The organism is Streptomyces lomondensis (assembly GCF_014651035.1).
Classification (GTDB): Bacteria; Actinomycetota; Actinomycetes; order Streptomycetales; family Streptomycetaceae; genus Streptomyces; species Streptomyces lomondensis.
On the sequence record NZ_BMWC01000013.1, the window covers coordinates 160,586 to 182,608 of the forward strand.

Genomic DNA, 22,023 nt, shown 5'->3' on the forward strand with positions numbered 1-22,023 from the left:
CCTCCGTGGACACCGGCATTCTGATCCTGCGACTGCTGGTGGGCCTGCTCGTCGCCGGCCACGGGGTGCAGAAGGTCAGTACGCACCTGGGCGGCAGGGGACTGGAGGGCGGCGCGGAGGAGTTCCGCGCCGACGGATTCCGCGGCGGGGTCCTCACCGCGCTGGCGGCGGGCGGAGGCCAGATCGGATCCGGTCTGCTGCTCGCCGCCGGGCTCCTGACCCCGCTCGCCGCGACCGGGGCCATCGGGGTCATGACCGTCGCCCTCACCGTGAAGTGGCACCACGGTCTCTGGGTGCAGAACGACGGGTACGAGTACCCGCTCGTCCTCATCGGCGCCTCCACCGCCCTGGCCGCCACCGGCCCCGGTGCCTGGTCCCTCGACGCGGCCCTCGGCCTCACGCCGTACGCGTTGTGGTGGGCAGCCCTCGCGCTGGTCGCCGGTGTCGGCAGTGGGCTCCTCACCCGGCTCGTCCTGCACCGGCGGGCGCCGGCGGCATCGCAGACCGCCACCCGCGGCCTCCGCTGAGCGCACGCCGCTCGGACCGGGTCCGGCTGTACCGCCCCCAGGGCAGCCGGACCCTCCCTTCCACCCGATCAGGAGCATCTGATGGACACCGCGACCACCGCGTCACCCACCCCGATGCCGACCGGCGGCGGTCAGCCGCTGCTGCACCAGAAGGGCGGCGAGACCCAGGAGTTCGGCACGCTCAAGCAGCTGCCGATCGGCCTCGGCCACGACACCCGCATGTACGCGTGCCAGCGACTGAACCGCGTACTCGCCGACACGCAGATCCTCTACTCCCTCTACAAGAAGCACCACTGGCTCATGCGTGGCGCGACCTTCTACTCGCTCCACTTCATGCTGGACAAGCACGCGGAGACTCAACTGGCCATCGTGGACGCGCTGGCCGAGCGGATCCAGAGCCTCGGCGGTGTCGCGGTCGGAGACCCGCGCCACGTCGCTGAGCTGACCGCGATTCCCCGGCCGCCGGACGGTGTGGAGAAGGTCCCCGTCATGCTGTCGAGACTCCTCGACGCGCACGAGCGGATCCTGATCGACGCCCGGGACGCCGCCACCCGGATCTCGGCGGAGGGTGACGAGGGCAGCACCGACCTGCTGGTCTCCGAGGTCATCCGTACCGGCGAGGCCCAGGTGTGGTTCCTGGCCGAGCACCTCGTGGACACCCCGCTGGTTCGCGGCTGATGGACGACACGTACGACGTCGTCGTGGTCGGTGGTGGGCCGGGCGGCGAGGTCGTCGCCGACCGGGTCGTGCGGTCCGGACTGACCGCCGTCGTCGTCGAGGCCGAGATGGTCGGCGGCGAGTGTTCCTACCGGGCGTGCGTGCCGAGCAAGGCCCTGCTGCGCCCCGGTGCGGCCCGGGAGGCCGCGCGGTCGGTCGACGGGGCCCGGCAGGCGGTGACCGCGGCGCTCGACCCGAAGCAAGTCCTGGCCCGCCGCGACCGGTTCACCGGCCGCGGTGACGACACCGGTCAGGCCGACTGGCTGAACGGCGCCGGCATACCTCTCGTACGAGGGCACGGGCGGCTCGCCGGTGAGCGCCGGGTGGAGGTGACCGGGGCCGACGGTACGGTCGGCACCCTCTGGGCCCGGCTCGCGGTCGTCCTCAGCCCCGGCACGGAACCTGCGCTGCCGCCGATCGAAGGGCTCGACCGGATCGGTGTGTGGACCAACCGGCAGGCCACCACGGCCGATGCGGTGCCCGGGCGGCTCGTCGTCATCGGCGGGGGAGTGGTGGCCTGCGAGATGGCCACGGCCTGGCGCTCGCTCGGCTCCTCCGTCACCCTGCTCGTCCGCGACCAGGCCCTGCTGACCGGCTGGGAGCCGTGCGCCGGCGAAGAGGTCACCCGAGGCCTCACCGGACTGGGCGTCACGATCCGCTTCGGGGTCTCAGCCACCCGGGTCACCCGTGACGAGACCACCCGTACCGTGACCGTGGAGACCGATGACGGCGCCGCCCTCGTCTGCGACGAACTACTGGCCGCGGTCGGCCGTCGCCCGCGCACCGCGGATCTCGGTCTGGACACCGTCGGACTGTCGGCCGGTGACTGGCTCCCGGTGGACGACACCTGCCGCGTCACCGCCCTCGACGGGGACTGGCTCTACGCCGTCGGCGACGTGAACCACCGTGCGCCGCTGACCCACATGGCCAAGTACCAGGCCCGCGCCTGCGCGGCGGCGATCGCCGAGCGCGCCGGGGGCCGCCCCGCCGACACCGGCCGCCGGCAGGCCTGGAGCGCTGAGGCCGACCGCATCGCCGTCCCGCAGGCGGTTTTCACCCACCCCGAGATCGCGAGCGTCGGCCTCACCGAACGCGCGGCACGCGAAGCGGGAGTCGCCGTACGGGTGGTGGAGTACCGCGTCGACGACGTCGCCGGAGCCGCGCTGTACGCGGACGACTACCGAGGCCACGCCAAGCTCGTGGTCGACGAGACCCGGGGAGTCGTCGTCGGCTGCACGCTCACCGGCCCCATGGCGACCGAACTGATCCACACGGCCACCGTCGCCATCGTCGGAGAAGTCCCGCTCGAACGCCTGTGGCACGCCGTCCCCGCCTTCCCGACGGTCAGCGAGGTCTGGCTGCGCCTTCTCGAGGCGTACGGCCTCTGAGGCGTCCTCGGACCGTCACGCCGCCACCCACTGATCCCCGTACGTCTTACGAAGGAGAACTCCCATGCCGAACAAACCGCTCCTCGAACCCGCCGCCCAGGCGTTCGCCGACGCCACCGCCCAGCCGCCGTTCCTCTACCAGATCCCGTCGCGGACGGCCGCAAAGCCGTGGACGGCGTCCAGAGCGGTGACGGGGTGCCGCTGCCCGCCGTCGACGAGGAGTGGGTCACCGTCCATGGCGGCCCCACCGGGGACGTCCGTGCCCGGATCGTCCGCCCCCGCGGCGCCACCGGCCCGCTCCCCGTCGTCCTCTACATCCACGGCGCGGGCTGGGTCTTCGGCAACGCCCACACCCACGACCGGCTCGTCCGCGAACTCGCCGTCGGCGCCCGGGCGGCCGTCGTCTTCCCCGAGTACGACCTGTCGCCCGAGGCCCGTTATCCCGTCGCCATCGAGCAGAACTACTCCGTTGCCCAGTGGATCGCCCGGGAAGGGCACCACAAGGACCTCGACGGCACCCGGATCGCCGTGGCGGGCGACTCCGTCGGCGGCAACATGACCGCCGCCCTCACCCTCATGGCCAAGCAGCGTGGCGACGTCCGCCTCGCCCACCAGGTCCTCTTCTACCCGGTCACCGACGCGAGCTTCGACACCGAGTCGTACCACGAGTTCGCCGAGGGCTACTTCCTGCGGCGCGACGCCATGAAGTGGTTCTGGGACCAGTACACGACCGAAGAGGCCGAGCGCGCGCAGATCACCGCCTCGCCGCTGCGCGCCACGACCGAACAGCTCACCGGCCTGCCGCCCGCACTCGTCATCACCGCCGAGGCCGACGTCCTGCGCGACGAGGGCGAGGCGTACGCCGCCAAGCTCCGCGCCGCCGGAGTTCCGGTCACCGCTCTGCGCGTGCAGGGTGCCATCCACGACTTCGTCATGCTGAACGCGCTGCGGGAGACGCGCGCCGCCGAACTCGCCATCGGCCTCGCGGCCGGCACCCTGCGGGAGGCCCTGGCATGACGGCGCCCTCGACCAGCATGCCCGTGGCGGGTCTCGTGCCCGCGCCGCGGCAGGAGGACGCACCGGCCGACCTCCTCGTCCGCAACGCGAAGGTGTTCACCGGTGACCCCGGCCGTCCGCAGGCCCACGCCGTCGCGATCCGCGACGGCAGGGTCGCCGCCCTCGGCGACGACCACGACCTCGCCCCCCTCGTCGGGCCGGGGACCAAGGTCGTCAACGCGCTGGGCCGACGGGTGATCCCCGGTCTGAACGACTCGCACCTGCACGTCATCCGGGGCGGCCTGAACTACGTCCTGGAGCTCCGCTGGGACGGCGTACGCAGCCTCCGCCACGCCCTCGCGATGCTCCGCGAGCAGGCCGGCCGCACACCCAAGGGGCAGTGGATCCGGGTCGTGGGCGGCTGGACCGCCGAGCAGTTCGCCGAACGCAGGATGCCGACCGTCGCCGAGCTGAACGCGGCCGCCCCCGACACCCCCGTCTTCGTCCTGCACCTCTACCAGTCGGCCCTGATGAACCGGGCCGCCGTACAGGCCGCCGGGTTCACCCGGGAGACCCCCGACCCGCGCGGCGGCCAGATCGTACGGGGCCGGGACGGCGAACCGAACGGGGTACTCCTCGCCGCTCCGGGCGCCCTCATCCTCTACTCCACCCTGGCCAAGGCCCCGGCCCTCGACGAGGCCGACAAACGGACCTCGACGCGGAACTTCCTGCGCGAACTCAACCGCTTCGGACTGACCTCAGCGGTCGACGCCGCCGGCGGATTCCAGAACTTCCCCGACAACTACGCCACCGTCGTCGACCTCGCCAGGTGGGGGGAGCTGTCGCTGCGGATCGCCTACCACCTCTTCCCGCAGACCGCCGGCCAGGAGCTCGCCGACCTCAAGCGCTGGACCGAGATGGTGAAGCCCGGGGACGGGGACGAGTGGCTCCGGCTCAACGGCGCGGGCGAGAACCTGACCTGGGCCGCCGCCGACTTCGAGAACTTCTCCGAACCGCGGCCCGAACTAGGGGCGTTCGAGCCCGAGTTCGAGAAGGCCGTCCGTCTCCTGCTGGAGAACGGCTGGGGCTTCCGGCTCCACGCGACCTACGACGAGACGATCCGCCGCGATCTGGCCGTCTTCGAGAAACTGGCCGCGGAAGGGCTCTTCCCCGGCGACAGCCGCTGGCTGTTCGACCACGCCGAGACCGTCTCCGCCGACAGCCTCGACCGCATCGCCGCACTCGGCGGCGCTCTGTCCGTCCAAAACCGGATGTCCTTCCAGGGCACCGCCTTCCGTGACCGCTACGGCGCCGAGGCCGCCGCCCACACCCCGCCGGTGCGGGCCATGCTCGACCGCGGCCTGGCCGTCGCCGCCGGAACCGACGCCACCCGGGTCTCCTCGTACAACCCCTGGGTCGCCCTCCACTGGCTGGTCACCGGGCGCACGGTCGGCGGCACGGCGCTCGCACCGGCCGGCACCCTGATCGACCGGGAGACCGCCCTCGACCTCTACACGCGCGGCGGAGCCCGGCTCACCGGCGAGCAGGACGTCAAGGGCAGCCTCCGGGAAGGCTGGTACGGCGACCTCGCGATCCTGTCCGACGACTTCCTGACCGTGCCCGAGCACGCCATCCCCGACATCGAGTCCGTGCTCACCGTCGTTGGCGGCCGGATCGTCTACGCGAGCGCGGAGTACGCGGGACTCGACGAGGCCGTCCCGCCGGTCAGTCCGGAGTGGAGCCCGGTGGCCCACTTCGGCGGCTACCAGAGCGGTGCCCGCCAGGCGTCGCTGGTGGCCGAGGCCGTCGCCGAGTCCGAGCAGCACCGCCGGTGGCGCGTCGCGCGTGGCTCCACTCCCGAGACGCCCCCGTCGTTCATCGACCCCTGCTTCGAGCACTGAACGAGAGATCCCCACGATGAGTACTGACCACGCCACCGCGGACGGCCCCGGCAGCGGGCCGCAGAGCGCGGTCCCGGGGCGACGCTTCGAGCCGGACCTCCGGTCGATGACCCGGATCACCCTGCGCCCCATCGCCTCACCCATGCCGCTCGGCTTCTTCACCGTGGCCATCGCCTCCGTGATGACGGGATGCCTGCAGCTCGGATTCTTCGAGACCGATGCGCGCGCCGCCGTCGCCCTGTGCGTCCTGCCCGCCTTCGCCCTCCAACTCCTGGTGAGCGTACTGGCCTTCGGGGCCCGCGACGTGATCGCGGCGACGCTCATGGCCGTCTTCGCCGGCAGCTGGCTGGCCTACGCGCTCGTGATGTTCAGCGGCGCTGCCGACGGCCTGCGCGTCCTCGGCGTCTTCAACCTCGCGCTCCTCTGCTTCGGGGCGCTGATGACGGCCGTGACCCGGCCCAAGCGCGCGCTGTGGCTCGTGCTGGCGGTCTCCCTGCCCCGCTGGGCTGTTACCGGTCTGTCGGGTCTCACCGGCGCCGAATGGCTCACGCGGACGTCCGGCGCGCTCGGCCTCGTCGTGGCACTCGTCGCGATGTACGCCGCGTTCGCCCTGATGCTGGAGGACATGCGCAGCGAGGAGGTCCTGCCCATCGGTCGCAGTGGCCCTGCCCACGCCGCCGTGGAGGGCGACCTCACGGTCCAGCTTCGCAATCTCGAACGCCAGGCGGGCGTGCGACGCACGCTCTGACACGCGTCGCCCACTCCCACGCAGCCACCGCCCCATGCACGCCGCGATCAGCACAGGAGCACCCATGGAACCGCAGGTAGGAGACCGGCCGGAGAAGTCCCGGTACGAGGTCCTCGCCGGCGACGGCACCGAGACCGCAGGCTTCGCCGAGTACTTCCTCTCAGAGGACGAGATCGCCTTCATCCACACCGAGATCGACCCCCGGTTCGCCGGGCAGGGGCTGGGCGGACTGCTCGCTCAGGGCGCCCTCGACGACACCCGTGCACGCGGCCTGCACGTCCTGCCGTACTGCCCCTTCATCCGGGGGTGGATCCACAAGCACCCCGAGTACACCGACCTGGTGCCCGAGGCACGCCGCGCCCGCTTCGGCCTCTGAAACACCACGATTCCGCCTTCCTCACCCCCGCCACGCCCCGTCCACCAAGGAGTTTTTTCATGTCCCGACACGCCAGCCCCACCGTCGTGCTGGTCCACGGCGCTTTCGCCGATGCCTCCAGCTACGCCCGCGTCATCCCCGAACTGACCGCCGCCGGCCTGAAGGTGCTCGCTCCGGCGGTGCCCAACCGCAGCCTCGTCGACGACGCCGCCTACATCGCCTCGGTGATCCGGGCCGTTGAAGGTCCCGTGATCCTGGTGGGCCACTCCTACGGCGGCGCCGTCATCACCCTCGCCGGCGCGGAGGACAACGTCCGCGCACTGGTGTACCTAGCGGGATACGCGCTGGAGGTGGGCGAGAGCCTGGGCGAGCTGCAGGGCCGCTTCCCCGACTCCGCTCTCGCCGACGCGCTCGTCTACACGCCGTTCCCCGTGGCGGGGTCCGATGAGACCGGCACCGACGTCTCGGTGGAGGCCGGGGAGTTCCCCGCGCTGTTCGCCGCGGACGTCGACCCCGAGCTCGCCGCGGTGCTCGCCGTCTCCCAGCGCCCCCTCGCCGCCCGGGCCTTCACGGAGGCGGCGCCGGTCGCGGCGTGGAAGAGCAAGCCCTCGTGGGGCCTGGTCGCCGGCTCCGACCGGACCATCAACCCTGATGTGGAGCGCTACGGTTACGAGCGTGCCGGCATGACGGTCGTCGAGGTCGACTCCTCGCACCTGGTCATGCTGGCCCAGCCGAAGGCCGTGGCCGAGCTGATCCAGGACGCGGTCCGGTCCACCGCCCACTGACCTGCGGACGTGGCTCACGAGCCGTGCCGGGCTTGCCTTTCGAGGCAGGCCCGGCACCGCCGTTGGCGCCGCTGGCCTGCGGATCTGTCACATCTGACACACCGTACACTTCCTCGGGGCGGGAGGAATGAGGAGTTGTGTTCGGGGACAGGTCGTTCGGGTCCGTTCTGCGTGATCTGCGGCAGCGGGAACGACTGACGATGGAGGAGTTGGCCGAGGCGTCGGGCGTGAGTGTCCGGGGCATCGGAGATATGGAGCGGGGGCGCAGCAGGGTTCCGCAGCGGCGCACGGTGGTCGCGCTGGCGGAGGGTCTTGGGCTCGCGGACGACGAGCGGGAGGCGCTGCTGGCCGCGGCGCGGGCGGCCCGTCCTACGCGCGCGGCGGCGGTGACGGGGACGGTTGTGCCGCCGCGATCGGTGGGGGACTTCACCGGGCGCGAACCGGAGCTGGCGCTGATGCGCGAGGCGGCGGAGCGGGCCCGTGCCGGCGGGGAGGTGTCGGTGTGGGTCGTCTCGGGTCCTCCGGGATGCGGGAAGACGACGCTGGCACTGAAGGCGGCGGCGGATCTGGCGGAGGAGTTCCCCGACGGGTGTTTCGTGGTGGACCTGCACGGCGTGGCCGGCCCCGTGGACACGGGCGAGGCGCTGCTGAAACTGCTGAAGGCCCTGGGGGTGTCGGACCGCCGGCTGGCACAGGAGGATACCCAGGGCCGCGCGGGGCTCCTGCGGGCGCTGCTGCGCGAGCGCCGGTGCCTGGTGGTGCTGGACAACGCCCGCGACGAGGGGCAGGTCCGCGCGCTGCTGCCCGCGGGCGGCCGGAGCCTGGTACTGGTCACCAGTCGCCGGCCCTTGAGCGGCCTTGAGGATGTCCACCGCCTGGCGCTGTCGGAGATGGCGCAGGACGAGGCGGTCGATCTGCTGCGCCGGATCCTGGGCGAGCAGCGGGCGGACGCGGAGGCCGAAGCCGTGGCGCGGGTGGCGGAGCTGTGCGGGCGGCTGCCGCTGGCGCTGCGGGTGGCGGGAAACTGGCTGACGGTCCGTTCCGGATGGACCGTCGACCACTTGGTCCGGCGCCTGACCGACGAGGAACGCCGACTGGGCGCGCTCGCCGCCGGCGACGTGCGGGTGGAGGCGGCGTTCGAGCTGTCCTACCGTCAGCTGACCGGCCAAGCCGCGCGGCTGCTGCGAATGCTGAGCCTGGTCCCGGGGCCGGACATGACCACTGCCTACGGCGCCGCCCTGATGGCGACCGACGTCTTCGAGGCCGAGGACGTGATGGAGGAGCTGGTCGAGGCCGGCCTGCTGCAGGCCGCCTTCACCGGCCGCTACCAGCTGCACGACCTGCTGCGGCTGTTCGCCCGCGCCCGGCTCTGCCGCGAGGAGGAACCCGGCGAACGGGAAGCGGCCGACGACCGGCTGCGCACCTGGCTGCTGGAGACGGCTGTGGTCGCCGGTCGCTGGTACAAGCCCAAGTACGGGGCCCCACCGCCCTCCTGGCAGGGCTTGGTACCGCTGGAGAGCGCCGAAGAGGCTCGTGCCTGGCTTCAGAGCGAAGCCCCCTCCTGGCTCGCCGCCCTGCGCACGGCCGCCCACCGGGGTGAGCACCAGCAGGTTGTGGAGACCGCCTATGCCATGGAATGGTTCTGCGACCTGTGGGTCCACTGGGGACACTGGTCCGAGATATTCCGCCTGGCCGGTCAGGCCGCCACCGCACTCGACGACCCGTACATGCGGGCCTTCCACCTCAACATGTACTCCTGGTCCCTCTCCTGCGAATCCCGGTACCGGGAGGCCGTCGAACGGGCCCGCGAAGGGCTGGACCACGCCCGCCGCGCCCGGAACATTCCCCAGCAGGCCTCGGCACTGACGTTGGCGGCATGGGCCCAGTCGGAGCTCGGCGAAGTCCAGGAGGCGGCCGACACGTCGCTCGCCGCCCTCGAACTTTACGAGGAGACCGAGGACCGAGAGGGGTGGCTGGGTGCCATGTTCACCCACGGAACCTCCCTGGGCCTGCTCGGCCGCGGGGAGGAGGCCCTGATCCAGCACCAGCGCATCATCACGTTCCTGGACGCGCCCGACTGCCCAGTGAGCGGGCACCTCGCCGACATCTACCGTGCCAACACGACCCGCGCACTCGGTCGCGGCTACGCCGTTCTGGGGCGATGGCGCGAGGCCGCCGACCGGTACCGCGACGCCATGGCCCAGTCCGCCCGGATCGGCATTCCCCACATCGAGGGCAGCACGCTGGTGCACCTCGGAGAGGCCTTGATCGAACTGGGCGAAGCCGAAGAGGCCCGCACCTGCCTCCGTCAGGCCCTGGCCCTAGGCGACGCGATCGACAGGAAGGACCTGAAGACCGCACGGAAGCTCCTGGACTCCCTCCCCGCCGAGTGAGGGGCGCGGGCGCGCGGGTGCCGCGACCGAGGGCTCAGCCCCTGTGCCGGTGCAGAGCGACGTGCACGGTGTCGAGGGCCTGGACGAGGGCGGCGCGGGCGGCGTCCGTGTCGCGCAGCGGATCGAGCACCATGAAGCCGTGGATCGTCCCGTGGTAGCGGATGGAGACCACCGGGACGCCGGCTGCCCGGAGCTTGCTCGCGTACGCCTCGCCCTCGTCGCGCACCACGTCGGCCTCGCTGGTGACGACCAGGGCCGGGGGGAGCCCGGTGAGCTGTTCCAGGGAGGCCCGCAGCGGTGACGCGGTGGTCTGGCTCCGTTGCCGTACGTCGGGGAGGTACTGGTCCCAGAACCAGCGCATGGTCTCGCGGCCGAGGAAGTAGCCGTGGGCGAACTCCTGGTACGAGGGGGTGTCGAAGCCGGCGTCGGTGATCGGGCAGAGCAGCACCTGCTGCTGCAGCCGTACTCCTCCGCGCTCCTTGGCGAGCAGGGTCAGTGCCGCCACCAGGTTGCCGCCCGCCGAGTCGCCCACGGCGGCCATCCGGCCGCCGTCCAGGCCGATGTCGCCGCCCCGCTCGCAGATCCACTTCGCGACGGCGTAGCACTGCTCGACGGCGATCGGGTACCGCGCTTCGGGGGCGCGCTCGTACTCCACGAAGACCACGGCCGCGTCCGCGCCGAGGGCGAATGCGCGCACCAGACGTTCATGGGTGTGCGCGTCGCCCAGGGCCCAGCCGAGGCCGTGCAGGAACAGCACGACGGGAAGCTCGCCCACGCTGTCGGCCGGCCTGACCACCTGCACCCGTACATGACCGGTCGGTCCGCCCGGGAGCGCGAGCCACTCCGTGGAGGTGGGCTCCTCGTCGAGAGGGTCGGGGGCGCCCTTCCCCTGGATACGCGCAAGGTCCGAACGAGCCTGTTCCAGGTCGGGGTCGGGCACGGACGGCGGGCAGGTGTGCCGGGCCACAAATGCCCGGGTGGGGCGGTCCAGGACCGGGTGCCGAGCGGACGAAGGGACGAAGTCGGTCACGCACGGTCTCCTGCCGAGAGGGCCTGAAGCGAAAGAGTGGTTCGGCGCACCGGGTCGCTGGTCGAGCGGCGGAACGCGGTGCGGCGGCCGTCGGGCCGGGGCACTGCCGACGCAGTGCAGGGCGGCCGGCGCGGCTCCGAGCCGGGACCTTACCCGCTGAACGGTGGGAGGTCAGCCCCCTGCCGCTCACTACCGTGGGCGGTGCGCAGGTCGCGCCATTCACGGGGGGAGACGCCGTAGGCGGCGCGGAAGGATCGGCTGAAGTGGGCGGGGTTGACGAAGCCCCACCTCTGGGCCACGGCGGACACGGTGGGGGCCGTCCTGCCGCGGCGGGCCAGTTCGCGGCCGCATTCCTCCAGACGTCGTTGCCGGACGAGCTGGCCGACCGTGGTCCCCTCGCCTTCGAACAGCCGGTGCAGGTACCGGACGGAGATGTGGTGGGCCTGGGCGATGCGCTCCGGTGACAGGTCGGGATCGCCCAGGTTGCGGTTGATGAAGTCGCGGACGCGCCGTATCAGATGGCTCTGTGCGCCCGCGCCGGTACCGCCCGGGTGGGCCCGTTCCGCGACCAGTGTGGCGAACAGGTCGACGACATTGCCGGCCAACCGGTTTGCCACGGCCGGCGGGTAGCCGTCGGCCGAGGAGGAGGCCAGGGTGGCCAGGAACGGGAGCAGCATCGCGCCGAAGCCGTCCTCGATGCCGATGGTGCTGCCCGTGACCTGCCGGATGTCGCTGTCCGGCATGCCCAGCGTGCGGCGCGGGAGTTGGAAGACGTGCGTGGCGAACCGCTGCGGATAGTCGAAGGAGTACGGTCGGTTCGTGTCGTACAGCACCAGGTCACCCTCACCCAGCTCGGCCCGCCGGCCGTCCTGGACGAAGGTGGCCGTGCCGGATATCTGGACACCGACCGCCACCAGCGCCTCGGACGACCTGGCGATCAGCGCCGGCGTGCGGCTGACCCGCTTGGCGTCGGCCTCCATGGTGGAGACCTGGAGATATCCGAGGCTGTCGGTGGTGATCCGGCCGTCGAACGGCCCGTCGCCCCGGGGGGCCACCGTCATCGGAACCAGCGTCCTGCTCACCGCATCGTTCCAGTACGCGACCTTGTCCCGGTCCGGCACGGAGGCGGTCGTCAACACCAAGCTCACAATGCTCTCCGCTCAGGGAAGTGACTCCAGGGCCGCGACGGGCCCGGGTTCCCGCTCGCACTGAACAGCCAAGCAGCGGGCCCTTTCCGTCTCCAGGCAGAACCACAGGCAGGAATCGCGGGAGCCGACGGGCACGTCCGGTGCTGGGAACCACCGGCCCGCGTCGAGCCGGGCAGCTCGCTGCGCTCCGGGGCAAGACGTCGTGCATGGCTCGGCAAGATGCGGTGCCTCCCCGGCCGTAGCGTGACGGCGTTCCGTGCCGCACCGAGGCGCGGACCGGCCACTTCGCACCGAGGAGAGACCCATGCCGTACATCACCGTGGGCCAGGAGAACACCACCGCCATCGACCTCTACTACGAGGACCACGGCGCCGGTCAGCCGGTCGTCCTCATCCACGGCTTCCCGCTCGACGGCCACTCCTGGGAGCGGCAGAGCGCCGCGCTGCTCGACGCCGGGTACCGCGTGATCACGTATGACCGCCGCGGCTTCGGCCGGTCGTCCCAGCCGACGACGGGCTACGACTACGACACCTTCGCGACCGATCTGAACACCGTGATGGAGACCCTCGACCTGAATGACGCCGTCCTCGTGGGCTTCTCCATGGGTACCGGCGAGGTCGCCCGCTTCGTGTCCACGTACGGCTCCGCCCGCGTCGCCAAGGTCGCCTTCCTCGCCTCGCTGGAGCCCTGCCTGCTCAAGACCGACGACAACCCGGACGGCGTGGCCCCCAAGGAGTTCTTCGACGGAGTCGTCGCCGCCGTCAAGGCCGACCGGTACGCCTACTACACGGCCTTCTTCCAGGACTTCTACAACCTCGACGAGAACCTGGGCACCCGCATCAGCGAGGAGGCCGTCCGCAACAGCTGGAACACCGCGGCCGGCGGCGGCTCCTTCGCCGCGTCCGCCGCGCCGTCGACCTGGTACACCGACTTCCGCGCCGACATCCCCGCCGTCGACGTGCCCGCCCTCATCCTGCACGGTACGGCCGACCGCATCCTGCCGGCCGAGGGCACCGCGCGCCCCTTCCACAAGGCGCTCCCGTCGGCCGACTACGTCGAGATCGAGCGTGCCCCGCACGGCCTGCTGTGGACCCACGCGGAGGAGGTCAACACCGCCCTCCTCGCCTTCCTGGCGAAATGACGCCCCACCCGCCGGTCCGCACGGGGTGAGCGCACCGCCGCGCGGTGGCCGGTGTCTGGCCCGGCCGCCGCGCCGGGTGACGGCGGATCCCCGACGTCACCCGGATGTTCCCGGCCCACGACCGCAGGAACCAGACAGGAGAACAGAGAGCCCATGCAGTTCGGCATCTTCACCGTCGGGGACGTGACCCCCGACCCCACCGACGGTCGTACGCCGTCGGAACACGAGCGCATCAAGGCGATGATCGCCATCGCGCTCAAGGCCGAGGAGGTCGGCCTGGACGTCTTCGCGACAGGCGAGCACCACAACCCGCCCTTCGTCCCGTCGTCCCCGACCACCCTGCTCGGCTACATCGCCGCCCGCACCGAGAAGCTGATCCTCTCCACCGCCACGACGCTGATCACCACCAACGACCCGGTGAAGATCGCGGAGGACTACGCGACGCTCCAGCACGTGGCCGACGGCCGGGTCGACCTCATGCTGGGGCGGGGGAACACCGGCCCCGTGTACCCGTGGTTCGGACAGGACATCCGCCAGGGCATCAACCTCGCCAAGGAGAACTACGTGCTGCTGCGCCGGCTCTGGCGTGAGGACGTGGTGGACTGGGAGGGCACGTTCCGCACCGCTCTCCAGGGTTTCACCTCGGCACCCCGACCGCTGGACGGCGTCCCGCCGTTCGTCTGGCACGGATCCATCAGGTCTCCGGAGATCGCGGAGCAGGCCGCGTTCTACGGTGACGGCTTCTTCCACAACAACATCTTCTGGCCGGCCGACCACACCCGGCGCATGGTCCAGCTCTACCGGCGGCGCTACGCCCACCACGGCCACGGCCGTCCGGAGGACGCCATTGTGGGCCTCGGAGGCCAGGTCTTCATGCGGAAGAACTCCCAGGACGCCGTACGGGAGTTCCGCCCGTACTTCGACAACGCACCCGTCTACGGCCACGGGCCGTCTCTGGAGGAATTCACCGAGCAGACCCCGCTGACGGTGGGCTCACCCCAGCAGGTCATCGAGCGGACCCTCTCCTTCCGGGAGACCGTCGGTCACTACCAGCGCCAGCTCTTCCTGATGGACCACGCCGGGCTGCCCCTCAAGACCGTCCTGGAACAGCTCGATATCCTCGGCGAAGAGGTCGTGCCCGTGCTGCGCAAGGAGTTCGCGAACGGGCGCCCCGCCGACGTGCCCGACGCGCCGACGCACGCGACCCTCGTCACCGCCGACGCGAGGCAGCGGGGCGTGACCGCCGAGTGAAGCTGACCGTCGTCTCCGCGGGGCTGAGCACGCCCTCCTCCACCCGCCTGCTCGCCGATCGGCTGGCCGAGGTGGCCCGTGCCGATCTCACCGGTCAGGGCCACACCGTGTCGATCGAGGTGGTCGAACTGCGCACCCTCGCCGGTGACATCGCCCACCATTTCGTGACCGGCTTCGCACCGCCGCGACTGTCCGCTGCCATCGACGCGGCGACGGCAGCCGACGGCCTGATCGCCGTGACCCCGGTCTTCACGGCCTCCTACAGCGGGCTGTTCAAGTCCTTCTTCGACGTGATCGCCCCCGACGCCCTCACGGGCAGCCGGTCCTGATCGCGGCGACGGGCGGTACCGCACGCCACTCCCTGGTCCTGGAACACGCACTGCGGCCGCTGTTCGCCTATCTGCGCACCGCCGTCGCTCCCACCGCGGTGTACGCGGCGTCCGAGGACTGGGGGTCGGGGGGAGACGAGTACACCGACGGCCTGCCCGCGCGCGTCCGGCGGGCGGGCGGTGAGCTGGCTGCCCTCATGGCGGCCCGCCCGCCACGGACCGATCCGGCGGACGACGTCACCGCCCTCGAAGAGCAGCTCGCCGACCTGCGCTTCGACTGAGGTCCGGGGACTCCTCGCCCGAGCGAGATGCGGCATGCTGGAGTGTGAACCGATCGACCACACGCCCCTCTTGCGAGGACTTCGACGGCGTACGGGCGACGGTTCGCGGCAGGGCGGCGGAACTGGCGTTCACCGAAGCGCGCATCGACGCGCTGGCCCGCCGCGAGGGGGAATCGTCCTCGTCGACGGCCCCGCGGGCAGCGGCAGGACCACCATTCTGAGCGAGGTGGCGGAGACCGCGCCGCGACGCGGGTTACACGTGTTGTTCCAAGGAGCCGCGGACCCCGACGCGCAATCGTCAGTGCTCGGCCCGCTCTTCGGCGGGCTGCTCTCCGATGGGACGCCCCTGCGGGACGCCGCCCGTCTGCGGAACCTCGCCACCACGCCGGGCCGGTGGTTCCGACTCCTTCAGGAACTGGGGGACCGTCTGCGGGACGCGGCCCTCAGCGGCTCCCTGTCATCGTCCTCGACGATCTCCAGTGGTGCGACGACCTCACCCGGCTTACCTTCAACACGGTCGTGGCCAGGCTTCCGTTCTACCCGACCTGTGGCTGGTGGCCGTGCGTGAGGGAGACGTGCCGACAGGCGTACGCACGACCCTGGACCGGATCCGTCAGGCCGGTGCGCACGAGGTGCCCCTGGGCCGCTCAGGGGGGGAGGCGATGGCACAGATCGCCGAGGACCGATTCTCATGCCTCACAACTTCGCGCCGGTCCCGCCGTGGCCGGCCTCCGCGGCCGCGCCCGACGCGGTGACCGTCGTCCTCGTCCACGGCGCGTTTCGCCGACGCGGCGGCCTGGATCGGCGTCAGCTCGGAGCTACGGAGCCGCGGCATTCCGGTCATCGCACCGGCCAACCCCTTGCGCGGCCTGGCCTCCGCCGCCTCCATCGCCTCCCTGGTCTCCCAGATCGGCGGCCCCGTTCTGCTCGTCGGACACACCTACGGCGGTGCCCTGATCACCGTGGCCGGTGCCGCGGAGAACGTCGTCGGGCTCGTCTACGTGGCGGCATACGTACCGCACGAGCGCGAGAGCCTCGGCGAACTGCAGGGGGCGCTTCCCCGAAGCCCCCTGATGAGCCACCTGAATGAGTGAACGTACCCGCTCCTCGACGACGAATCCGCCGTCGAGGTCAGCATCGACCAAGCCGCGTTCCACTCCGACTTCGCGCCGACGTGCCCGAGGACATCGCCGGGGTGCTGGCAGCGGCCCAACGCCCTTTCGCCGTTGCCGCCTACACCGAGACGACCTCGGTCGCCGCGTGGCGGACGCAGCCCTCCTGGGCCGTGGTGGCCGGGGCCGACCGCGCGATCAACCCGGACGTGCAGCGCTTCGGAGCCCAGCGGGCCGGAGCCGTGATCGTCGAGCTCCCGGACGCCTCCCGCGCCGTTACCCTCTCCCAGCCCAAGAAGGTCGCCGATCTGATCAGAGCCGCGGTACAGGCGACAAGCTGACCACTCGGCACGAGGCGGCGCGTCCTGCGCAGGGCCGGCCCCGCCTCGACTCTCGAAGTGTGCACCGGAGGTCAAGAACACATGCGCGGGGATGCCTGCCGCCACTCGAACTGACCTTACGTTCGAATGGCATCGAAAGGAAAACGACATGCAGCTTCCCCTGGAAAAGACCATCAACGCAATTTTGAGAACGGCGGAGTGCGAAGGGTGCGAGGTGGCCTTGTGTGTCAGGTGTTCCGTCGATGATCCGTTGGCGATTCGGATGGAAATACGCATTGCCGAACAGGAAGCACCTGTTGCCATCTGGGTATTCAGTAGAGACCTCCTTGCCACCGGTCTCATCCTCCCGTCAGGAGAGGGCGATGTGCATGTTCGGCCGCACGGTGAGGACGAGACGGATATCGAACTCGTATCACGTGAGGCCTGGTGCGTCATCAGGGCGGCATCGATCGATCTGCGTGACATCGTCGCCAGGACACACTCCGCCGAGGAGTCCTGCCGTGAAGAGATCGACACTGCGCTTGATCGAATGCTGGAGGAGATTCTCTCAGGCGGCCTCAGGAAAGCGGATTCACAGATGGAACGCTGATGCGGATGTGGCGGTGGCGCCGCGCTGTCCGTGGCGCCGCGGGCTGTACGCGTGCGGCACTGCTGGCAGCCGTGGTTCTCCTCGGATCCTCCCCCAGCGTGCATGGATGTCGGAAAGGCCAGGACGGAGGGCCTGTGGAGGGAAGGTGGCGAGATCGCTCGCATCACTTCTCCCCAGCCGCAGCTTCTTCGCGGCTTTCCGCTGATGATGTGGCTCTCGTTCGGCTTGCGGAGCGGCCGCGCTGTGTATCGACGCGGCAGGCTTGCGGCCGGTGCGCCAGGCTCGGATCAGACCTTCTCGACGGTCACCCGTGAATGCTCGGCGGTGAGCGTGGTGATGTCTTCGACGTCGGAGGTCAGGATCGTGACGCGGCCCGGTTGGGCGAGGGCGGTGGCGCAGAGCATGGCGTCGATGGCGTACTTGTGCCCGTGCAGCCCGGCCGCACGTAGCAGGGCGGCGGCGGACTGGGCCAGGGCCTGGGTGACCGGCTCGACCCGCAGTCGGGACAGCGTCCACTTCAGGGCGGCGTCGTTGATCCTGGGGTGGATCACCTCGACGAGCACCGCGGCGGAGGTGATCACCGGAAGGTCGGCGTCGCGGGCGGCGGTGAGCCACTCGTGGACCTCTCGGTCGCGTTGGACGGCCTTGGCAAGGCCCTCGCTGTCCAGGACCAGGGCGCCGCTCACGCGGCCGCCCCGGCGTCGGAGGAGGCGCTGCCGGTGAGCTTGGCCCGCTTGGCGGCCACAGCTTCCGGGTCGGCGGGGCCGTGGGTCTTGTCGAACTCGGCGATCAGCTCGTCCAGGTTGTCGCGCTCGATCTGCCGCTGCGCGGCCTTCTCCAGGTACGCGGAAACGCCCCGCTTGCCGACCCGCTCACGGATCGCCTGCAGAGTGCCCGCGGTCAGGGAGACCGAGATACCACTGCTGGGGCCATCGCCGGGAGGGAAGTCGGTGTCATCGTCAGCCATGACACAAGTATGGCATTTCGGATGCTAAACAGCGAGATTCTTGGCGGTGCGGGGCCTCGGATGCCGTTTCGGGCGTGCGTCAGAGGCCGCACGAAGCGCCCGTAGTGCACGTAACGCACATTGATCTTGAGCCCGTTTTGTGTCTCGCAAGCCGCTGACCTGCTGTTTTCTTCAACCTGTTTTGGCTTTACATGTTTGCGATGACGCATCATGTGGAGTGCGTCGCCATCCTTGAACCGGCGGCTAAGGGCTCCTGACCTGCGGTTTTACCCGTGTGCATTATGTGCGGTGTGGGCGTTACCGGCGATACCTTGACGCTGAAATGACGCTCGTGACGCTCGTTCTGATGGGGCGTCAGGCGCTTTGTCGGGCAGATCAGACCCTGTCTCGGTGGCGAACATCGATGGGCGCCGAGGGCAGGCGACGCTGAGCGCAGATCCACTGAGTCCTGTTGGTCAGATGTCCCGGAAGAAACCAAGGGACGCCGTGACCAGGCTCGGAGGAACGACCACGCCCGTCGGTCGACGGCCGTGGTCGTCCAGGTGCGCGTGCGGGAGGCTGCCCGACGTCGATTCGGTGCCGAGGTTCATGCCGTCGGTGTACAGCCCCGTCGCGCGGTTCTTGAACCGTATGTGCGCGCCTGCCGTCGCCTCCATCCACTGAGCCTCTTCCAACTTCGAACCCGCAGGTCATCGGGGCTGGTGTGAGTCAGCGGTCTCGTACTCGCACTGGTCGCGGGCGGTTGCCTGCGCCCAAGATCGTCTGTCAGTGTGGATGCCGCGCTGTTGGGGACGAGCCCGTCGAGGGCTGTCGAGGGGGGAGTTGCGGGGATGGCGACGACGGCTGCCGCACTGGTTCTGCGCGGAAAGGGGCGTACGGCGCTCCGCCTGGAGGGTCAGATGGTGGTGCTGAGGAGCTCCGCCGAGGAGCTCCGCATACCTGTGGAAGCGATGGCGGAGGTACGGGCGGAGGGACGCGCCGTCGAGATCGAACTGCTGGGCGGAGCCGAGCCGGTGGTCTACCGCGTCGAGGGGGTCTCCGAGGCGGGCGCGGACGCGTTCGGGCAGGCGGTGGGCCGGCTGTTGGCGACGCTCGACCCTGACGCCGAACCCATGGACGGTCTGTCGCTGGTGGACGTGCGTCCGCTGACCGGCCGGGACCGGGGGTGGTTCTCCGGGCGCAGACCGGTTGCCGCGGTGGGTGCCCTGTTCTATGCCGGGCTGATGGCGGCCGTGGGCGTGACCGGGGGCGGGGAACAGGTGGCCGCACTGCTCGGCGGCTCGGTCGCGCTGTACGCCGGGTGTTTCATGATCTACGCCGGGGGCCGGGCGAGCGTGGAGGATTGGCGGCTGAAACGGCGTGGCATCACCGTCGTGGCCCAGTTCTCGCATTACACCAACAAGTGGCGGGTGTACACGTACACGACGGCTACCGGCCAGAACTACACGTACCAGACGACCGGCAGTGGCACGGACCCGATCGAGGTCACTTACGACCCCGCGCGGCCGGGCGACGCAAGGGTGGGCGTCAGCCTCCTGGGCACGCTCGCCATGCTCCTCATCCTCGCAATCCCGGGCTTCGTGGCGGCCGTGGGCCTCTTCCTCGTCGGTCACGCGGCCGCCGCGCTGTGGGGCGGCTGGTGACAGCCACGCTGGGGCTGGCTGTCCGGGCTGTAGATCATCTGTCAGCGGGTGATCTCAAGGTTGGTGAGGACGAGGAGGGCCCGCAGGAGGGTGGTGGCGTGCCGGGCGTCCAGACGGAGCTTGGTCAGGATGCGCCAGTTCTTGCGGTGGGCGAAGGCGTGTTCGCAGGCGGCGCGCTCGGCGGCGATCAACTTGTTGACCTGCTTCTTCGCCGTGGTGAGGGGCTTGGTGCGGGCGGCCTTGAAGCCGGTGATGATCACTGGGTTGTCGGGGTCGTCGTCCAGGCCGGTGAAGCCGAGGTCGGCGATGGCGCCGAGTCCGGCCTCGCGGAGATGTCGGGTGATGCCGTTGTGGCGGGCTGTGGTGATCTCGGAGGACCGCCCGGGGCGGGCGGCGGAGATCCAGATCAGCCGTCCGCGGGTGTCGGTGATGACGAGGAACAGCAGGCCGGGGACTAAGTTCTACGACCGCACCACCGGACACGGCCGCCTGGAGACCCGGGTCGTTCAGGCTCTGACCGTCACCGACCTTGGCGTCGACTTCCCGCATGCCGCCCAGGTCGCCAAGGTCGTACGCCACCGCACCGACACCAAGGCCGGCAAACGGTGCCGGGAGACGGTCTACGTGATCACCGACCTGACCAGCCGCCAGGCGTCCCCGGAGCGGAGCGATCCTGACACCGCCGGACGGAAGGACGAGCTGGACCTCGGATGACCGAGTCGACGAGTGGGCCAGCAGGTCGTGACCCCCATCACGCCGCAGGAGGAGATCACCGCGATCCCATTCGCCGGCCCGGGAGGTGGAGGTCGCGGCGACGGTCACGCAAGGTCGACGTGGATGACGAGCTGGCCCGTCGGCTGAAGGGCGAGTAAGCATGCCCCGCGCCTCACGGCGACGGGGCGACGCAGTCATATGCCACGCGGACGCCCCGGTTCGTGCTGTTCGAGGCCGGACCCCGCCGGCCTTGAGTGGAGCGCCCGGCGGGTCCGATCGGAGCCGCCGGGCGCTCCGCCTGTGAAGAGCGCGGGTGTACGCGGGCGTTGCCGCCTCACACGCTTATTGCCGGTGCGCATCCGCTTCCACTGCACCGCACCGCTTCCTGCCAGGCCGGTGGGGTCACGTACGGGGCGTGGACTCGGCAGCACGCCGACGAAACGAGACGGAAGGGTCTCATGTGGAGGGTGGCCGGAGCGGCATGCGCCGCCCGACCGGGGCGGATGCAAGACCCGCTGGTGTACCGCTGTTACGGCACATCCACCCACCAGTTGGAGTGATTCCCGCCCAGTTCTCGATGGGCGGTGGTCCGCCACGCGTGATCACTACACGTAGAGTCACTGAACGAGTGAACGGTGACGACGCCGTCCTGCACCCACCTCCCCGTCGAGGTGTCCCGTCCAGCTTGCACCCTGAAGCAGCCAAGAGGCTCGCCAACCCAGGTCCACCCGGGTGCCCACGACAGATGCACGCTGCCGGTTCCGGCAGGCACGCTCGTCAGCATGATGTTCTTGGAGGTGGCTGCTTCCGCAGGGGCGGCGAAGACCAGCAGGCTGCCCGCGGCGCAGGCGGCAGCGGCGGCCACAGCGATGCGACCTCGTCTGACCGGTGCACGATGCGGCCGGCGAGAGGACGGGACGGTCGCGTACTACGACCGCCAACTCCCGCCAGGTGTCGGCGAAGTGCGGCAAGGAAGCCGGCCGCTCGCCCTGCGGCACGGCGGCTTGCTGGGACGAGCACGACGACGGTGTACGACACGGTTGGCGCGGCCCGTCCCGTCGGAACCGTCGTTGCCCGGGTGAACCGCTCCGGGATCGTTGGAGGCTCTATGCGTTGACTCCAGCCGCCGGTTGGGGCTGGTGTTGAGCGTAGTAGTTGGTCTCTTGCTCGTGGGCGGGATGTCTCCGATCGCCGTGTGGAGGCGCTGGTTGTTGAACCAGTCGACCCATTCCGCGGTGGCCAGTTCGACGTCGGCCAGTCCGTGCCAGGGCTTGCGCGGTTTGATCAGCTCCGTTTTGTAGAGGCCGATCTGGAACGACGTGTACTGACTGCCTGCATCCGAATGGTGAACCAGGCCCGGTCCAGCCGGAGTTCCGGCACGGTCGCGGCGCCACAGAGCCATGTCCAGGGCGTCGACGACCAGTTTGGCTCTCTTGAAGTAGGTGCTCGTCGCGATCTTCAGTCCGTGGCTGGTCAGAACCCGGCAGATCGGCTCGACTCCGAACACCTGGCGGTGTGCGTCGATGAACGCTACGAGCGCTTCGACGGCCGGTCGAGCTCGGCCGCGAAGAGAGCCGACGCTGCCTCCGCAACCATGCGCACCGCACGCTCACGAAGCTCGGGCGGGTAGGGGGACGGACGTGCCA

General features: G+C 70.5%; 23 protein-coding genes and 2 pseudogenes. 18 read left to right on the forward strand and 7 right to left on the reverse strand.

The window, feature by feature from the left end; translation table 11 throughout:
• Nucleotides 1–5 precede the first annotated feature (5 nt).
• The 9 genes and pseudogenes from IE255_RS33330 to IE255_RS33370 all read left to right on the forward strand — a co-directional run bounded on the left by IE255_RS33330 (nt 6) and on the right by IE255_RS33370 (nt 9,831).
• Nucleotides 6–527: a DoxX family protein gene (locus tag IE255_RS33330; RefSeq protein ID WP_190054131.1), complete on the forward strand. Its 522-nt coding sequence runs from the start codon at nt 6–8 to the stop codon at nt 525–527.
• A gap of 81 nt (nt 528–608) precedes the next feature.
• Nucleotides 609–1,205 (forward strand): Dps family protein, encoded by a 597-nt coding sequence (locus IE255_RS33335; RefSeq protein WP_190054132.1) that lies wholly within the window; start codon nt 609–611, stop codon nt 1,203–1,205.
• A complete protein-coding gene (locus IE255_RS33340) occupies nt 1,205–2,632 on the forward strand; it encodes a dihydrolipoyl dehydrogenase family protein (RefSeq protein WP_190054133.1) in 1,428 nt (475 codons plus the stop codon). Before IE255_RS33335 ends, IE255_RS33340 begins: the two co-directional genes overlap by 1 nt.
• 64 nt (nt 2,633–2,696) lie before the next feature.
• Nucleotides 2,697–3,649, forward strand: a pseudogene (locus IE255_RS33345) (alpha/beta hydrolase).
• Complete coding sequence (locus IE255_RS33350; RefSeq protein WP_190054134.1) at nt 3,646–5,529, forward strand: amidohydrolase; 1,884 nt, start codon at nt 3,646–3,648, stop codon at nt 5,527–5,529. Before IE255_RS33345 ends, IE255_RS33350 begins: the two are co-directional and overlap by 4 nt.
• Before the next feature lie 16 nt (nt 5,530–5,545).
• Nucleotides 5,546–6,277, forward strand: a complete 732-nt coding sequence (locus IE255_RS33355) for an acetate uptake transporter family protein (protein ID WP_190054135.1) — start codon at nt 5,546–5,548, stop codon at nt 6,275–6,277.
• A 64-nt stretch (nt 6,278–6,341) separates the two neighbouring features.
• Complete coding sequence (locus IE255_RS33360; protein ID WP_190054136.1) at nt 6,342–6,653, forward strand: GNAT family N-acetyltransferase; 312 nt, start codon at nt 6,342–6,344, stop codon at nt 6,651–6,653.
• 59 nt (nt 6,654–6,712) lie between these two features.
• A complete protein-coding gene (locus IE255_RS33365) occupies nt 6,713–7,438 on the forward strand; it encodes an alpha/beta fold hydrolase (protein WP_190054137.1) in 726 nt (241 codons plus the stop codon).
• Nucleotides 7,439–7,575: 137 nt separating this feature from the next.
• Complete coding sequence (locus tag IE255_RS33370) at nt 7,576–9,831, forward strand: helix-turn-helix domain-containing protein (RefSeq protein WP_190054138.1); 2,256 nt, start codon at nt 7,576–7,578, stop codon at nt 9,829–9,831.
• A 34-nt stretch (nt 9,832–9,865) separates the two neighbouring features.
• Here the strand turns inward: IE255_RS33370 and IE255_RS33375 are convergent, their stop codons facing one another.
• Together IE255_RS33375 and IE255_RS33380 are read right to left on the reverse strand one after the other, a co-directional pair.
• Nucleotides 9,866–10,861 (reverse strand): alpha/beta hydrolase, encoded by a 996-nt coding sequence (locus tag IE255_RS33375; RefSeq protein ID WP_229906695.1) that lies wholly within the window; start codon nt 10,859–10,861, stop codon nt 9,866–9,868.
• A gap of 149 nt (nt 10,862–11,010) precedes the next feature.
• Nucleotides 11,011–12,009: an AraC-like ligand-binding domain-containing protein gene (locus IE255_RS33380; RefSeq protein ID WP_190054139.1), complete on the reverse strand. Its 999-nt coding sequence runs from the start codon at nt 12,007–12,009 to the stop codon at nt 11,011–11,013.
• Between the two features lie 304 nt (nt 12,010–12,313).
• Here IE255_RS33380 and IE255_RS33385 point away from each other — a divergent pair, with 304 nt between their 5' ends.
• From IE255_RS33385 to IE255_RS33410, 7 genes and pseudogenes are all read left to right on the forward strand, one after another.
• The gene (locus IE255_RS33385; protein WP_190054140.1) at nt 12,314–13,150 is read left to right on the forward strand and encodes an alpha/beta fold hydrolase; all 837 of its coding nucleotides are present in this window, start codon (nt 12,314–12,316) and stop codon (nt 13,148–13,150) included.
• Between the two features lie 153 nt (nt 13,151–13,303).
• Nucleotides 13,304–14,401, forward strand: coding sequence for an LLM class flavin-dependent oxidoreductase (locus IE255_RS33390; RefSeq protein WP_190054141.1), 1,098 nt, complete (start codon nt 13,304–13,306; stop codon nt 14,399–14,401).
• Nucleotides 14,398–14,792: pseudogene (locus IE255_RS40465) on the forward strand (NAD(P)H-dependent oxidoreductase); the annotation flags it as partial. The gene IE255_RS33390 and the pseudogene IE255_RS40465, both read left to right, overlap by 4 nt.
• 36 nt (nt 14,793–14,828) lie before the next feature.
• Nucleotides 14,829–15,011, forward strand: coding sequence for a hypothetical protein (locus IE255_RS40470; protein ID WP_372487616.1), 183 nt, complete (start codon nt 14,829–14,831; stop codon nt 15,009–15,011).
• An 842-nt stretch (nt 15,012–15,853) separates the two neighbouring features.
• Nucleotides 15,854–16,105 (forward strand): alpha/beta fold hydrolase, encoded by a 252-nt coding sequence (locus tag IE255_RS40010; protein WP_372487614.1) that lies wholly within the window; start codon nt 15,854–15,856, stop codon nt 16,103–16,105.
• A complete protein-coding gene (locus IE255_RS40015) occupies nt 16,102–16,464 on the forward strand; it encodes an alpha/beta fold hydrolase (RefSeq protein WP_190054143.1) in 363 nt (120 codons plus the stop codon). Before IE255_RS40010 ends, IE255_RS40015 begins: the two co-directional genes overlap by 4 nt.
• A 148-nt stretch (nt 16,465–16,612) precedes the next feature.
• Nucleotides 16,613–17,053 (forward strand): SsgA family sporulation/cell division regulator, encoded by a 441-nt coding sequence (locus IE255_RS33410; RefSeq protein WP_190054144.1) that lies wholly within the window; start codon nt 16,613–16,615, stop codon nt 17,051–17,053.
• 287 nt (nt 17,054–17,340) lie between these two features.
• Here IE255_RS33410 and IE255_RS33415 read toward each other — a convergent pair whose 3' ends face one another.
• From IE255_RS33415 to IE255_RS33425, 3 genes are all read right to left on the reverse strand, one after another.
• Nucleotides 17,341–17,739: a PIN domain-containing protein gene (locus IE255_RS33415; RefSeq protein ID WP_190054145.1), complete on the reverse strand. Its 399-nt coding sequence runs from the start codon at nt 17,737–17,739 to the stop codon at nt 17,341–17,343.
• Nucleotides 17,736–18,020, reverse strand: coding sequence for a hypothetical protein (locus tag IE255_RS33420; protein WP_190054146.1), 285 nt, complete (start codon nt 18,018–18,020; stop codon nt 17,736–17,738). The genes IE255_RS33415 and IE255_RS33420 overlap by 4 nt, the downstream gene beginning before the upstream one ends.
• Before the next feature lie 455 nt (nt 18,021–18,475).
• Entirely contained in the window at nt 18,476–18,676 is a 201-nt protein-coding gene (locus tag IE255_RS33425; protein ID WP_190054147.1) for a hypothetical protein, read from the reverse strand.
• A gap of 174 nt (nt 18,677–18,850) precedes the next feature.
• On the opposite strand from IE255_RS33425, the gene IE255_RS33430 reads away from it, so the two are divergent.
• Nucleotides 18,851–19,663: a DUF3592 domain-containing protein gene (locus IE255_RS33430; protein ID WP_190054148.1), complete on the forward strand. Its 813-nt coding sequence runs from the start codon at nt 18,851–18,853 to the stop codon at nt 19,661–19,663.
• Between the two features lie 41 nt (nt 19,664–19,704).
• Here the strand turns inward: IE255_RS33430 and IE255_RS33435 are convergent, their stop codons facing one another.
• On the reverse strand, nt 19,705–20,109 hold the full coding sequence (locus tag IE255_RS33435; RefSeq protein WP_308280914.1) for a transposase family protein: 405 nt from the start codon (nt 20,107–20,109) through the stop codon (nt 19,705–19,707).
• On the opposite strand from IE255_RS33435, the gene IE255_RS33440 reads away from it, so the two are divergent.
• Entirely contained in the window at nt 20,006–20,377 is a 372-nt protein-coding gene (locus IE255_RS33440) for a hypothetical protein (protein WP_190054149.1), read from the forward strand. The genes IE255_RS33435 and IE255_RS33440 overlap by 104 nt on opposite strands.
• 928 nt (nt 20,378–21,305) lie before the next feature.
• On the opposite strand, the gene IE255_RS40475 is transcribed toward IE255_RS33440, so the two are convergent.
• The gene (locus IE255_RS40475) at nt 21,306–21,779 is read right to left on the reverse strand and encodes an integrase core domain-containing protein (RefSeq protein WP_443732526.1); all 474 of its coding nucleotides are present in this window, start codon (nt 21,777–21,779) and stop codon (nt 21,306–21,308) included.
• Nucleotides 21,780–22,023 lie beyond the last annotated feature (244 nt).